The 15141-nt window shown below is 41.0% G+C and carries 9 protein-coding genes; 4 read left to right on the top strand and 5 right to left on the bottom strand.

Annotated features, from left to right (window positions below; genetic code table 11):
- Positions 1-7 precede the first annotated feature (7 nt).
- The 4 genes from H5183_RS04700 to H5183_RS04685 form a co-directional block, all read right to left on the bottom strand.
- Positions 8-5329, bottom strand: a complete 5322-nt coding sequence (locus H5183_RS04700) for a DNA repair ATPase (protein ID WP_182731063.1) — start codon at positions 5327-5329, stop codon at positions 8-10.
- 81 nt (positions 5330-5410) lie between these two features.
- The gene (locus tag H5183_RS04695; protein WP_145237480.1) at positions 5411-7513 is read right to left on the bottom strand and encodes a flotillin family protein; all 2103 of its coding nucleotides are present in this window, start codon (positions 7511-7513) and stop codon (positions 5411-5413) included.
- A gap of 62 nt (positions 7514-7575) precedes the next feature.
- Positions 7576-8199 (bottom strand): YqiJ family protein, encoded by a 624-nt coding sequence (locus tag H5183_RS04690; protein ID WP_259397109.1) that lies wholly within the window; start codon positions 8197-8199, stop codon positions 7576-7578.
- Between the two features lie 217 nt (positions 8200-8416).
- Positions 8417-9907, bottom strand: a complete 1491-nt coding sequence (locus H5183_RS04685; protein ID WP_182731062.1) for a dipeptidase — start codon at positions 9905-9907, stop codon at positions 8417-8419.
- A 190-nt stretch (positions 9908-10097) separates the two neighbouring features.
- On the opposite strand from H5183_RS04685, the gene H5183_RS04680 reads away from it, so the two are divergent.
- The 3 genes from H5183_RS04680 (at position 10098) to H5183_RS04670 (ending at position 12952) form a co-directional block, all read left to right on the top strand.
- Entirely contained in the window at positions 10098-10268 is a 171-nt protein-coding gene (locus tag H5183_RS04680; RefSeq protein WP_145237486.1) for a DUF2986 domain-containing protein, read from the top strand.
- Between the two features lie 297 nt (positions 10269-10565).
- Entirely contained in the window at positions 10566-11966 is a 1401-nt protein-coding gene (locus tag H5183_RS04675) for a pre-peptidase C-terminal domain-containing protein (RefSeq protein ID WP_182731061.1), read from the top strand.
- A gap of 128 nt (positions 11967-12094) precedes the next feature.
- Complete coding sequence (locus tag H5183_RS04670) at positions 12095-12952, top strand: GyrI-like domain-containing protein (RefSeq protein WP_145237492.1); 858 nt, start codon at positions 12095-12097, stop codon at positions 12950-12952.
- A gap of 64 nt (positions 12953-13016) precedes the next feature.
- Here H5183_RS04670 and H5183_RS04665 read toward each other — a convergent pair whose 3' ends face one another.
- A complete protein-coding gene (locus H5183_RS04665; RefSeq protein WP_182731060.1) occupies positions 13017-13985 on the bottom strand; it encodes a TDT family transporter in 969 nt (322 codons plus the stop codon).
- Between the two features lie 111 nt (positions 13986-14096).
- Between H5183_RS04665 and H5183_RS04660 the strand changes: the two genes are divergently transcribed.
- Positions 14097-14975, top strand: a complete 879-nt coding sequence (locus tag H5183_RS04660) for a LysR family transcriptional regulator (RefSeq protein WP_182731059.1) — start codon at positions 14097-14099, stop codon at positions 14973-14975.
- Positions 14976-15141: the final 166 nt, after the last annotated feature.

The following is a 15141-nucleotide window of genomic DNA, read 5'->3' as shown; positions in this document are numbered from 1 at the left end:
TTAAATGCTATTTCGCGCCCCATGCAGCAATTAATTTTTCAAACTGAGCCTGCACATTGTTATTATTGATACCTTGAGTTTGTTGGTTAATTGCATTAACAAGCTCAGTAAATGACGTTTGGTTATTGTTACTGGTAACCGCTGCAGTTAGCGCATTCACAGCCTCTTTATTATCAAGGGCTGCAAGTTGCTCAATTAACGCCTGCAAGTGTGGTTGATAGTTATTACCAGCTATAGCACGGCTTAATTGCTCTAAACTTGCCATATAAGGCGTTTGCACAAAACCATTATCAAGCGATTGCGCTATGCTACTAATTGCTTGTTTATTATCTAAACCTTGAATATTCACACCAACACTTTGCAATAACTGGCTGTAATCGTGGCTTAGGTTGTTTTTACTAAGTTTACCGGCAATCTCTTCCAGTGATTGATGCAAATAACCCATTTGCTCAACCGCCATCATCACCGGACTGCCGGCGCCATCAAGTTTATTTAAACGTACAAAGTCACCTTTAATTTGACTAAAGCGCTGCTGCTGTTCTGCGCTTAAGGTGCCACGCAGTTCACCGAGTTTAAGTAAGTTCTCTTCAGAGCCTTTACTGAGTGTTTGCGCTTCACCACGATAATGGTCACAAATCAAGTTTTCTAGCTCTTCGTCATTCATGGCAGCAACGACTTTTTCTGCCATTTTATTCATATTACGGTAGCTGCCTTGCAATTTAAATGGCGGCTCTGTGCGGTAATTATTATCTTGCGCGGCTGAGGCAATATACTGGGCGTTCACTTTTAGTACGGTATTACGAATAGTGATTAGTCGCATCAGTACCGCTTTAATTTCGTTAACTTCCGCTTGTGAATAGCCGTGTTCAAGCTCATTTAATGAAATGTCTTCGCCTTGACACATCCGCACTAACTTATATAAATCTTCCATGTTGCGGTTAGCCAATGGCGCTAATACTGCATTAGATGTTAGCGCATTTTCTATAAAGCTCATGGCAAACTCTTGCTCACACCCGGCTAAGGTATCACCAAGATTATAAATATCGGCGCGGTTTGCCAACATATCAGGAATTTTAAAGCTCTCACCAGATTCCGTATACGGGTTACCTGCCATCACTACGGCAAACTTTTTACCGCGTAAATCATAGGTTTTACTTTTACCGTTCCACACCCCGTCAATACGTCTTGAGCCATCACACAAAGAAATAAACTTTTGTAAAAACTCAGGGTTAGTATGCTGAATATCATCTAAATACAGCATCACGTTATTGCCCATTTCAAAGCTCTGATTGATTTTTGCAATCTCTTTTTCAGCAGTAGCATTAATGGCTTGAGCAGGATCGAGTGACACCTGATCGTGCCCTATCGACGGGCAATTTACTTTTACAAAAGTCAGCCCTAAACGGTTAGCAACGTATTCAACTAAGGTTGTTTTACCGTAACCTGGCGGCGAGATCAGTAATAGCATGCCCATTAAATCAGTGCGTTTGTTTTTACCTGCTGAGCCAATTTGTTTTGCTAAGTTATCACCAATAATTGGGAAGTACACTTTATTGATCAGCTGATTACGTACAAACGAGCTAAGTGGCCTGGCTTTAAATTCCTCAAGTTGCAGGCGCTCTTTTTGCGCCGCTAAAATATCACTGCGCAGTGCATGATACTGCTCAAAAGCCGGTACTTGCTCAGTGATGTATTTACGAGTTCTGGCATAAAACTCTGCATAATCAACATGTAAAGTTTGCTCTTGCACTCGTTTATGCTGCCCCATTAAACGCTCAACTTGGGTGTTTGGGGTAACGTCCAACACAGTGTATTTTAATGTTATGGTGGCACTGAGATGCAAGTAGTTAGCCGCTTCCGCCTGCACCATCGCCGACACTTTAGGATTTTGCATGCAGTACGCATTAAGCCAACTTAAAAATAATAATGCCCGCTCATCAGTTTGCTTTACGTTTTCACAGGCCTGAGCAAGCTCGTTGCTATAACCTTTGGCTTTAGCGTCACTACTAAACTGTTCAGCTAAATTTTTAGCTTGCTGAGAAACGATAAATAGCTGTTGCTCTGCCGTTTTTTGTTGCGCTAATTGTTGCACTAAATAAGCTGCGGCCAAGTCACTGGATAAATCAGCAAAACGTGCAGATAATTTGCTAACTTGAGTTAAAAAGACATTGATCTGTTCACTTAACTGCGCGGTTAACGTGCTGATAAAACTGGTCGCAGCAAAGTGTTTATCCATCAAAATAGCATTGCTCGCTTGATGGAAGTATTCGTTCAGTTGTGCAGATGACAATTGCGCACTAAATAACTGCGCAATAATACGACAACTAGCTGGATAAATAAGTAAATCCAGACTATTTTTTTGCGTCAATAAGGTGTCAATAATTGCCCATGCATCGTGGTCATGAATGCCTTTTTCATAGCCTTCTTGATAGCGCGGTTCAGCAAATTTTTGCACCAGCTGCAATAATTGTTTATCTCGTTGTGCCTGCTCTAATTGTGCAAAAGTCAGCGAATGCTCACTGTTTTCACAAGCGAGTAATATTTGTGCAGCTAAATACTCACCACGATAAACCACCTCACTTTCAGAAACTAATGTTTGTTGCCACAAATGACGGCTTTGCTGTAACGTTTGTAAGCTTTTCTCATCTGTTATTGGCTCAAAATAATCAGTACCCGTTAAGTGCAGCATCAGCTGCTCGTCACGCGGCAATAAGGTTAAATCGAGTAATTGCTTATTAACACTAAAAGCGTGCTTACCAATACTGACTGTATTGCCGCCGTCAGTGAAAATATCTTGTTTATCACGTAACGAACGTATGCCCTGATCTTTACTGGCTTTTAGCTTTGATTGGATATCATCGGCACGAATTTCATCGCCTAACTCTTTAAGCTCACTAGTCAATGCACGAAGCTTGCTGATCATAGGATCGGCGGCAAAATAAGTATTTAATGCATCAAGCTCAGTAAAGCTTTGCGCACGGCGGTTAACGCCTTGCAATATACGCTCGGCGGCATTGGCTAAATTCAATGCGCGGCGCTGACGGATATCAATTAAGCTTTGTTTATGCGCTTCAAAGCTTTCGTATACGTCATCACGTTTGGCAATGATCTCTGTCAGGTATTCGTCAAAATCACTAAATTGCGATTCCAGCTCTTCAAGCTGAATAAGCAAACGTGAAAGTTGCTCGTCACACGCCTCTGGGGTTTTAGCATTATTTAGTGCGTTGGTAATACTTTGCGAAAAAAGCTTAAAGCGTGCGGCAAATTCAGCTTTAGCTTCAACACTGCCAAGGCTCTTTTGACGGATTTCAATGCTCGCTTTAGCACGATTAACCAACGCATAAACAGCACTGATATCTTCGAGGATTTGCGTGCGCACACGGCTGTCGTCGATGTCTAAATCAAGCATAGTGTGGTTAAGTAAATCCAGCTCTACACTTTGCGCATCTAACTGTGCGATATAGGTCTTCAGCTCGCTAACGCTTTCGCTTTTACTGCTTAGCTCTTCAAGCTCTTTAAGTTTTTCGTGGTACGGCGCCAGCGCGCTGTCTTGTTGTAAAAACGCGGCTGTTGCTTGGCTTACTTCCACCAGCCGTGTATCAATTTCACTTTGTAAGTTATTCAGTGCAGCAATATCTATATATTTAATATCTTCAAGGCTTATTACTTGCCCTTTGAGCATTTTTAATGCATCAATACCTTGCACAAATTGCGGTGCGACTTTAAAGCTATCAGGACGTACTTCTCGGGTTACATCAGTGTATTGCTTATTAATATCCACCAAGGCTTGCTTTGCTTTGTTTTGAATCTCGGTGACTTTTTCAAACTCATCAAGCACTTGCTCAGCGGTTTCATTGATGCTGTGTAGGTTTTGTGCGATTTCCGCAAATTCGCTTTCGTTAAGCCAATGGTAACGGTCAAAGATATTCCGGCTAAGGGCAATTAAATCTTCGTAATGAAATAAAGTCGGGCTTTGCTCGCTAATGGCTTTACAGACACTGTATAAATCAGAAATACCGCGAACTAAATCGGGGTTACCTATTTTACCAAAAAAGCTAGTAAGTGGCGGCGCATTGGCTGCAAATTCAGCCGATACAAACGGGCTTTGCCAAATTTGAATCGGGTGTACTCGCTCCGCTTGGTCTTTATCGGCTTTAAAAGTCAGCGTTATACCATCGTTGTAAATAGCATAACCGTGACAATAAATTGGATTTTGCAGGTTTTTATCAATAATATTATAGGCAAATAGCGCGTAACGGCCTTCACTTGGCTCGTAAAACACGTATAAAACATCTTCGCCGTTTGGTGACTTTATATGTCGGTGAAATTCTAAATCTTCTATTTGCTCTTCAAACGAGCGTGCTTGCCCTGATTGTAAGTAGTAACCGCCAGGGAAAATAATGCCGTGATCTTCAGGTAAAGTAACACATGCACTGCCGATTGCATCTTGGCGCATGACCTGCTGAGTGCGGGTGTTATAAATAAAGTAACGCCATGTTTTTTCACGGTATGGGAGAATTTTTAGCAGCACTAAGTCGCCTACCAGCGCGTACTCAACTTCGCTGTCAGCAAGGGATTGGTTTTTATCATCAACAGCTTCTTGATAAATCCCTTCACCGGTGTCAGTGCTGTTTTCTATTTTAATGGTCAGTGAACCGCCAATGGTTTCAACAAACACTTGGTCCGCGATGTTGATATGAGCGTGGCGCCCTTCTATGTGGTTACTTCGGTCAATTTTGAGCCATTCAAAATCATAGTCATGTGCGTGTTGAATATCACGCTCACCGCGGTTATCGATATAATTAATGGTGTTGTCTGGGTGAATTTCCCAGCGAAAAACCCGCACATCCGATAACTTGTCACCGATTTGGAATAGAGCAAATAGCTTGCCATTTTGTTGATATAAATGCTGTAGGCTGGTTTGTTTGTAGTAGGTATACAGTTCTTCAAAATCACGAATAAAACGACTATCGGTTAAAAAACGCGTTGTCTCTGGGTAAGGCTCAATTTCGTAATGGTCGTCTTGCTCCACCAACTTTTGTACACTAAATACATCACTGATTGCGGTTTCTTTTTTTAATCCCAAAAATACGTTGTAAGCAAAGATAACTTTATCGCCAATAATCACGATATCGCGCGGGGTACAATTTTGCTCCGTACGAACGCGAACACGCCCTTTTACTTGTAGATCAGTGCTACCAAACTCGTTAATACGCTGTGTATTTACATCATCTATTTGCGTTTTTAAACTAGCACCAAAATTATTTAAGCGGCGTTTAATTAAATCGTACGAGCCTTGTTCTAGCGCTTGTTGAGTTGCGTCCGTCATGAAACCTATCCTGAAATTTAATAGAAGTTAGCCGCAATAGTTAAACTATTGCGGCTTCAACGAGAGAACTTAGAAATTAAGCTAGTCTTTTGGATCTAGTTTAATTTTCTCATCTAACCCACCACCTAAGTTACCGCCTAACATGCTTAGTAATTGGCTTTTTTCAGCCGCAGAGGTATTACTTAACTGCTTTAATAACTTACTCATGTTGAAGTTTTTAAGTGTTTCGGCTGAGCCATTCGCCCCAGCTAACACCCCTTTTAGGTCTTCAATTAAATTACGATCACCATTTAAGTGATCTTTAAATACGGTTTGTACGGTTTTACTTTCATCAACTAAGCCATCAATTGATTTACCTAAACTAATTGCACTCATAAATTGATTAAAGAACTGACCATCGCCGCCCATAATATTAATATCAGCATTACCTAAGGCTTTCGCCATAATATGTGCTTGGTGCTCAGCAATGTCTTTGCTGGCCGAAATTTTTGCCAATACGAGCTCTTTTTGCTGGTTAAGCTGCAGCGTAAAGCTTTCGTAATCGCGAGCATCTTGATCCATTGCGTTCAAGGCTTGTAGCTTCTCTTCAAGGCCTTTTGCTTCGGCGCGCATCTTACGCTCTAGGTTAATCGCTTCCACTTCACCTTGTTTCTCATTCGCATCAGCCATGGCTGTTTGTACTTGCGCCTGAGATAAACCAATTTCACGATTACCTTGTGCTTCAGCTTCAAGTTTTTGACGCATTACTTTAGCATCAGTTTCACCTTGAATTGCATTTGCTTCGGCCTTCGCTTTAATAACATCCGCTTCAGCAAGCCCTTTAGCAGCTGTTTCAACTTGTTGCGCATGCGCCAAAATCTTTTTCGACTCAGCTTGTTGATTAGCAATTCTAAGCTCTGCATTGGCCATTGTTTCAAGCTCACGAGCTTTATATTCTGCGGCTTGCTCTTGCGCTTTTGCAGCTTCGATATCTTTTACTAATGACTGTTCGGCTTCGGCTTTGGCACGAATGATCATCGCACTCTTCTCGCGCTCTGCACCTGCGAGTACCTTCACATCTTTAATGCGCTCTTCTTCTTCAGCCACTGATTTTTCAACAATCACGCGATCACGCACTACATCGGCAATTTCTTTACGTTCTACTTCCAGTGCTTTTTCTTTATTGATGCGCAGGATTTCGGTTTCTCTTTCACGTTCGATCACTTCAATTTCACGTGAACGAGCAACTTTCTCTTCTTCAATACCCAAAACGCGTAATCGGTTTTGTTCGGCAATATCAAGCTCACGTTGCTTATTTTGCTCGCTAATGCCAATCGCTTCTTCTGTTTGAATGCGGGCTTGCTCTGATTTTAAGCGCTCTTCTTGGCGTACTTTTTCAGCTTCGGCATATTCGCGGGCTTTCACGGTTTCAATTTCGCGCACTTGACGTGACATGGCATCTTGCTTTTGACGCTCAATTTCCAGTGACTTTTCGGTGGCTTCTTGATTTTGGATCTCAATTTTAGCGCGTTCATCACACTTCAATTGATTGGTAGATACATTTTGTACTGCTGTCATTTCAGTGATGCGGCGAATACCTTCGGCATCGAGAATATTTTGCGGATCGAGCTTATCAATTGACGTTTGTTCAAGGTAATCAATAGCAACATCTTCAAGTGAATAACCCGATAAATCTTGGCCAATCACTTCTTTAATATTATCGCGAAATTCATTTCGGTGAGTAAATAACTCAACAAAATCCATTCGCTTACCAACAGTTTTAAGTGCTTCTGAGAATTTCGCTTCAAACAATTCTTGCAATGTGGCGTGCTCTGATGCACGGGCGCAACCGACTTGCTTAGCAACGCGTAAAATATCTTCTTTGTTTTCGTTAACACGAATATAAAAAGTAATGGCGATATCGGCGCGAATATTATCTTTACAGATCAAACCGCCTTTATCTTTACGCTCAAGCACCATGCGCTTGGTTGAAATGTCCATCACTTCCATTTTATGGATCACAGGATAAACAATTCCGCCCGTAGTGGTGACATCGGGCTCGTTCTTCATTTTATTAATGATCAGTGCTTGGCCTTGCTCTACCTTGCGATAAAACTTGCCGATAATTAGCAAAATAGCAAAAATAACAGCGATTGCTATACCTACAAATGTCAATATAGGTATGAGATTATCTAAAAATTCCATGTTATGTCCTAACGTGATTATCGATTTATTATGTGTTACTTACCCCTAAATAAACTAGGGTATTACCAAGGTTTGGCGGTAATAATGTAACAGTGTTGCTCTTTGAGGTGTTCAAGCAACACCGCTGTGTCACCTGATGTAAATTGCTCGTCATTTTCAGCTCTAACTTCAAGTAACTGCTCAGTACCTTGAAATTTAACCCGTGCTTGGCCAAATGTATTAGTTACTTTGCCAGTAACAACAACACATTCTAAACCCAGTAAATCTGAACTTTGCGAGGTTTGTGCGCTGCTAAAAAAGCGCTGTAATGGCCGAGAAATAATGGCCGCAATTGGCATAGCAATCAGCAAACAAACGCCCAGCATTAGCACGCCAAAAATATAAAGCCACATACCATCGCCTAACAGGTAGGCAAAAAACTTATGGGCATAGATGCTGATCAACCAGCTACTCATCACTACGAGACTAATAGATACAGTAATTGGGATGCCACCAAACCCCATGCTAAACCATGAACTCAAGCCTGAGCTTTGCGACGCATCGGCTTCAATTTCTAGATCTGATTCAAACATGTCAATATCAGCAAAGCCAATAAGGGTTATTAGCCAAAACAACATCACAACTAACAACAGGGCTGAAAAAATAACGGTGGGGAAAGTAAGCGCTAAGTTTAAAAATTCCATCATTACAACTATCCATTTATTTTAAACGCAGTAGGCGATAAAACTTTTTATCATTTAGTCGCGTAAATGTTAAGTGTTTTATGGAAAATCAACGTTGTTAATATAAAAAATTGTAAATGAACGACTACTTTGAAACGTTAACTTAGCTTAATTAACGACTTAGAAGTAAAAAAACGCCGCAATTTAGCGGCGTTTTACTTTGTGTGTATGACGACCTAAGTTACATATTACCCAGCTTTATCATCATTGCTGTATACATTTTAAGATTGAGCTTAAGTTGTTCAACTGTAATAAACTCATGCTCTGAGTGACCGGTGTAGCGCTTGCCTGGCATTGATGGCCCAAACGATACCGCATTATCAAATAACTTGGCATTGGTGCCACCACCAATAGATACAAACCCAGCCTCTTGATCACCGGTAAAATGTTTAAAAATATCTAACAATGCTTGTGCATGAGGTGCGCTGTCGAGCAACATTGGCGTGCCAATCACCACATCAACACCAGATAACTTTACGTTATTTCTCACTTGCCAATTACTCAGTGCGGTATCAATTTGCGTACGCAATACCGCTTCATCTTTACCCATTGGGCGACGTAAATTCACAGCGAGTGTGAGTTCATTACCATTACGTTCAATAAGCGTTGGTGCTACTGTCATAGGTCCCATAAAGTCATGTTTATAAGCAATATCACCAAACTGTTTGCCATGTATATCAAGACCAATTAGCTGATTAATAAACGCAATTACTTGGCCATCACTGTTATTCTCAAGCTCAACACCTTTAAAAACTTCTGCTAAGTAAGCAATGGCGTTAACCCCAGATTCTGGCTCTGATGAATGAGCAGACAACCCTTTTACGCTGATAACAACACTATCAGCTTGCTCGCTAAAGTTAAATTCCACAGCGTTAAGCGCACTCGCTGCATGTTTAAGTTTGCTGACTAACGCAGTATCGGCGTTATGTAACACCACACTCGCATCTTCTGGTATTTGGCTTTTAAAAGCGCCGCCAGTAAGTTCACTTACATACACTCCTGTTTGTGCTGAGGTAGCATTAAACGTTGGTGCAATTAAGCTCCAACCTTTTTCCGCGACAACCACCGGGTATGACGCATCAATAGTAACCGCATATTTAGGCTGCTGATAGCTTTTCATAAACTCTTCAAGCGGACCCCAATCAGATTCTTCAGCTAAGTAAATCATCAACTCAATACGATTATTAAGTGTGATCTGTTGATCTTTTATAGCTTTCATTGCATATAAAGCGGTTGCGATAGCACCTTTATCATCTTCTGTTCCACGCGCAATTAATTTACCTGGCTCTGAGGTACTATCTATTTCAAACGGGCTTTTTTTCCACTTACTTGCGTTGGCAGGTTGCACATCGCCATGGGTTACTATGGTTACTTTATCTGTTTGTTGACCCATACCAATTAAGACTGTGTAACCTAAATCTTGGTAATCAAAACCAAGTTCAGCAGCTTTCATTTTTAACAAAGCTTTAAAGCCAATAAAGTCGGGATTATCAGGAGTATTGATGCCGTCTTTATTAACCGTCGGGAATGATACTAAATTAGCTAAGGTATGAATTTGCGCACTTTGATATATATTGACCGCATATTGCGCCGCAGCATCGCTGCGCGTATCAAGGTTAGCATGTGCATTGGCGGCCAAAAGTGCCAAACTGGCTAAAATAAACTGTTTCAAAACAAATTCCTATTTTTAAAAGACCGAGAATTGGATAAACCAAACGACTCTGCAATTGTAACGTTGTTAACCTTTATTAAGCCAGCACTGTACCTATCACAGCAAGATTCAGAGCAAAATATTTAAATAGCTAATGGCTGCAATAAGGCTGTATACTATGCCACCAATTTTAAGCGCGTGAAGATAAACCATGAACCGCAGAAAAAAGATCGTTACTAAATTTAATCAAAGAGATAAGCGCGCTAACGCTAAATTACACAAAAGTAATAAGCCTGCTTACGTTTCTAAAGCTGAACGTGAAAGATTGGCTTTACTTGTTGAGGAACAACCAGTTGCTTTAGTAAATGATGAAGCGAATTGATAAACCAATAAAAACATAAACTTGAGATTTAAGTAAAATAAAAGTTAATAAATAGTTGCAAATTGCACACCTAACTGTAATATTGAATATTCAGCAACAATGCTGAAACACACCAATAATCACTTAGGAGGCATAAATGAACAAATTATTTATTATCGCTCCTAGTGCTCCTCAAGAATGTTCTGTCAACTATCATTTAAGTGAATGGTTCGACGAATAAAAAAACCTGAATAATTTAAAAGCAATAATGCCTCGCAGTAGGAAGGCTTCTATGTAATTAAAATTCAGGTAACAATAATGAAAAGAAAACTCTCAATTCTTAATGGATCACTAGCCGCGTGCATGTTTTTTTCGTTTGCAAGCAATGCTTGCTTAACAAACGAAGTTGAATCAAACGACACTGAAAGCAATGCAAATACCCAACTTTGTAGTAATACCACCGTTGCAGGCTCGTTGAGCCGCAATGATACTGATTGGTTTAGCTTTGAAGTAACTCAAGTCGGGCCTATTGAGGTCAGCCTTGAGCACAACACTAACGATGATTTTGACTGGGCATTATACCAAGAAACAGGACCTGCTGTTGCCGAAGGGGCAACTAGCAATGTACCAGAAACAGGCAGTTATAGTGCACAATCAACGGGTACTTATTATGTAAAAGTAACGCGTTACTCCGGTACAGGTTGGTACGATTTAACGGTCAATTTTGGTGAAGGTAGTAACACCGGTGGCGGAAGTGGCAGCGGTGATTGTGGCTATAGCTCTCGCCCTGCAAAGCCAGGTTCATTACAAGCATATTTACAAGGTGGCAGTACTGATTCATGCAACACATTAACAGCTGATCAAGGTGCTGTATTACTTATGGGCGGTGGCAGCGATGTTGATCAAGCATTTAGTAATCGCGTTGCTAACCATGTTGGCAGCGGTGCCGATGTTGTTGTGCTTAGAACCTCTGGTACTGACGCTTATAACGATTATTTACTGAACTTAATGAATGCCGACTCAGTAGAAACACTGATCATTGATACTCGCAACAAAGCGAATGATGACTATGTTGACTGGGCTATCCGCAGTGCCGAATTTGTATGGATTGCAGGCGGTGACCAATCTGATTATCTTAATCAATGGCAAGGTACAAAAGTACAAACCGCTGTGCAACACGTTTTTGATAAGGGCGGTGTCGTTGGCGGAACGTCTGCAGGCATGGCATTAATGGCAAACAGCGTGTACGATCCAGATGGCGTTGCTGGCGCAGTATCAGATGAAGTAGTCACTGACTTTTGCCACGAAACACTTAACTTCAGCAGTCGATTTATTGATGTGCCTGTATTAAACAACAGCTTAACCGATACACACTTCCAAGAACGTGACAGAATGGGGCGTGCCATCGTGTCTTTAGGCCATCACAGCAATCAGTATTTTTCTATTGCAGCCAGTGAGGCAACCTCACTGTTCATCGATGCCTCTGGTACAGGTGTTGTTGACGGCAGCAATGAAGTTTACATCTTTAAAGAAACGGCTAATACGCAAAGAGTGACATTGCAATGTGGGAGCCCAGTAAACTATCAAAATATTAATAGAGTAAAGCTACTACCTGGTGATAATTACAATGTGGTTAGCCACGCTCATAATGGTATGCAACTAGACGTGAGCATTAATGGTAATAACAATAACTTCTACTCCCCTATCAATCCTTATTAATTCCCCCAGTTAAGAGCCCTTTGGGCTCTTTTTTATTTAAAAAGCAACTTGAGCAATTTCAATCAGGCAGGCATTCTCTTACTTTGTCACACTGACGCCACTTCTGAATAAAAGTATAACGAGTAACTATGAAAAACACGCACCTACAGCGCATCCATCATGTCTGTGATTATATAAACCACCATATTGATGAGCCACTTACATTAGATAGTTTAAGTGCCGTTGCCTGTTGTTCTAAATTTCATTTTCATCGTTTATTTATCTCAATAATGGGGGTAAGCGTTACTAAGTACACGCAATTTGCTCGCTTAAAGCGCGCCTCTTATCGGCTTGCTTTTGAGCATCACAAACGCATTATTGATATTGCATTAGAGGCAAGTTTTGAAAGTCCTGAAGCTTTTAGTCGTGCTTTCAAACGTGTTTTTGCTCAATCCCCAACTCAGTTCAGAAGCACACCAAACTGGCCACATTGGCATGCGCAGTTTGACTTTAAAATACCTGAATTAAAGGTTAGTAATATGAAAGTAGAAATTGTTCACTTTGCACCGCAAGCTGTTGCGTTGCTTACCCACAACGGTTCGGCCACTAAGCTTATGGAAACAGCCGCACAGTTTATTAAATGGCGAAAAGAGTCAGGCTTATCACCGGTAAAAACCAGTGATACTTATGGCATCCCTTATAGCGATCCTGCGGTGACTGACGACAACGATTTTCGCTTTGACTTCGCCGGCAGCGTCAAGCAACCAATTAGCGATAATCAATACGGCGTAAAAAATGGTGAGATCCCGGCAGGTCGCTGCGCTTTAGTCAGGCACTTTGGCAGTCATGACACTATCAGCGACACTGTTTATTATCTATATCGTCAATGGTTACCAAACAGTGCTGAAGAAGTTAGAGATTTTCCGTGCTTCTTTCATTACTTAAATCTCATTCATGAAGTAGATGAGTGTGATTTAATAACTGATATTTACTTGCCGCTAAAATAATAATTAACCGCAGAGGCAAAATCTCATTATTGCCTCTTCGTTCTGTATTCAAACTATTACAATTTCACACCCTCAAGCCGTTTAAAGCCAAGGAACTAAAATAATGCGTATAACGGATCGCTACATAGCCAACCACAGCGCTTGCTACTAGCAATTCAACTACCGCTAAATGATGTATTTGGTTTATAAACTGTACATCAACATTCATAGTTAGCATCCAATCCGCGAGTTTAAATAACGCCGTAGCACCAATGACCATGGGAAAGGTAAATGCAGCAAACCCAGGGCAAAACCTGCGGCGTAGTAATTTAAAAAATGCCGTATAAATAATTAATGTCATTAGTATGGCAATACCAAATAACCCCCCAATTATCACTGGCGACGGCTGGGTCACTACAGTGAAATACCCCGCCAACGATAAGCTTGCCGGCGCCGCTAATATAGCTAATGTGGGCTGTGCAGCATCAGGAATTTGCTCAGCAAATATTATCCGGTAAATCATTAACGGCAACATAACTGCGTACATTAACATGCCAAAATAAAGTGCTGCTTGTGCTAAAAACAACAGTGCTGGGTTACCCGAGAACGCTACATCGGCAACAATAATACCCACAGGTGGTACAAACCAACTTGGCACCATGTGTTCAATTTTAAATTCACGAACACGATGAATAACAAAGCTCAATAAAAATCCTAAGTGCAATAAAAATGCGCCTACCCAAAGCACATCCCCTGCTAATGGATTAACGTGCCCTAACGAATTAGATACCACCAACGTTGCCATAGCAAAAGTAGGCACAACGCTACCTACAACAGGGTGCGCTAAATCGGCTTTTAGTAATTGCGGGTGCAGTAAAAATTTTAAGCCAAGTATTAATAATAATACGCTCGCAATTGCCGCCCCAGTGTATTGCGCTGCGCCATTTGCATTAAACATGTTTTCCCAAGCCCAACCAAGGCTGGCTATGCCTAATGCTAATCCACCCATTGGGGTAGGTGCGGTTATTACTTTGGCTTTTATATAATTAAACATGTTTATACTCCACACTCACTGTTTATCTTATACAGAAGTTTAACCTTGCATTTTGTTTAGTTAAATCTAATTATATAGAACACATGTTCATAAAAAATAAACATAAAACTCATGAATATTTCTCTTAAACAACTTAAAGTGTTTGTAGGTATTACTCAGCATGCAACACTTACCGCAGCCTCAGAGCGGCTTTATCTATCTAAAGCGGCAGTCAGTATGGCGCTTAGCGAGCTTGAAAAGCAGTTAGGTCACCCACTGTTTGACCGAGTAAATCATCGCTTAATTTTAAATCAAGAAGGGCAAAAATTACTGCCCTTGGCCGATGAATTACTGCACAGAGCAAATGATATTAATACGCTTTTTTCGCCCCAAGCAAAAGCCAGCGGCACCTTAAGAATAGGTGCCAGCGATACCATTGGTAATCATGTGTTGCCCTTTATACTCAGTGGATTTCGCCAACAACAGCAGCATTATTCACAGCAAGTTTTTATTTCAAATTCTGAGCTTATTTGCCAAAAACTGCGCGATTTTGAGCTCGACATTGCACTAATAGAAGGCCAAGCCCAGCAAAGCGACTTAGTCTCAACCGTGTTTAGCCAAGACTCTATGTGTATTATTGCACCGCTATCCCACCCTTTAGCTGCAAAATTACAGCTTAGTTTTAATGATTTAACAAACAGCGAATGGGTATTAAGGGAAGCTGGCTCTGGTTCACGCTCATTCTTTTTACAAAACCTCGCTACGCATATCGATAATTGGAGCCAAAGTTTTGAACTCAACACGACAGAGGCACTGATCAACAGCGTTGCTGAAGGGTTAGGGCTGGGGTGTTTATCGTCACTCGCGGCACAGTACGCTTTACAAGATGGCCGCGTTACGCAGCTTAACTTAAACCACCCCATGCAAAGGCAGTTTTGGTTGGTGATGCATAAAGACAAATACAAAAGTCCGTTGTTAACGCAGTTTATAGATTTTTGTGATCAGCTGTAATTTAGCCATGCTAAACATCATGGCTACATTTAGGTAATTTACCAGGGCAAGATCACGAACTTTACCTTGACTTAAAAGTATGATCTTATACTCCTTTTTAAGGAGCCCCCATGCCTGATATTCAACTATTTAAATATTTCGAATCAATTGACGACCCTCGCCAGCA

The sequence above is a fragment of the Pseudoalteromonas sp. SR44-8 genome, from assembly GCF_014163635.1.
Lineage (GTDB): Bacteria > Pseudomonadota > Gammaproteobacteria > Enterobacterales > Alteromonadaceae > Pseudoalteromonas > Pseudoalteromonas rhizosphaerae.
This window is presented reverse-complemented; position numbering and strand designations above follow the sequence as displayed.

What these genes read in the sequence shown, in the direction of transcription:
- H5183_RS04690 (WP_259397109.1), bottom strand. Translation starts at nt 8,199, where the DNA reads ATGATGGAATTTTTAAACTTAGCGCTTACTTTCCCCACCGTTATTTTT.
- H5183_RS04660 (WP_182731059.1), top strand. Translation starts at nt 14,097, where the DNA reads ATGAATATTTCTCTTAAACAACTTAAAGTGTTTGTAGGTATTACTCAG.
- H5183_RS04675 (WP_182731061.1), top strand. Translation starts at nt 10,566, where the DNA reads ATGAAAAGAAAACTCTCAATTCTTAATGGATCACTAGCCGCGTGCATG.
- H5183_RS04700 (WP_182731063.1), bottom strand. Translation starts at nt 5,329, where the DNA reads ATGACGGACGCAACTCAACAAGCGCTAGAACAAGGCTCGTACGATTTA.
- H5183_RS04665 (WP_182731060.1), bottom strand. Translation starts at nt 13,985, where the DNA reads ATGTTTAATTATATAAAAGCCAAAGTAATAACCGCACCTACCCCAATG.
- H5183_RS04670 (WP_145237492.1), top strand. Translation starts at nt 12,095, where the DNA reads ATGAAAAACACGCACCTACAGCGCATCCATCATGTCTGTGATTATATA.
- H5183_RS04680 (WP_145237486.1), top strand. Translation starts at nt 10,098, where the DNA reads ATGAACCGCAGAAAAAAGATCGTTACTAAATTTAATCAAAGAGATAAG.
- H5183_RS04695 (WP_145237480.1), bottom strand. Translation starts at nt 7,513, where the DNA reads ATGGAATTTTTAGATAATCTCATACCTATATTGACATTTGTAGGTATA.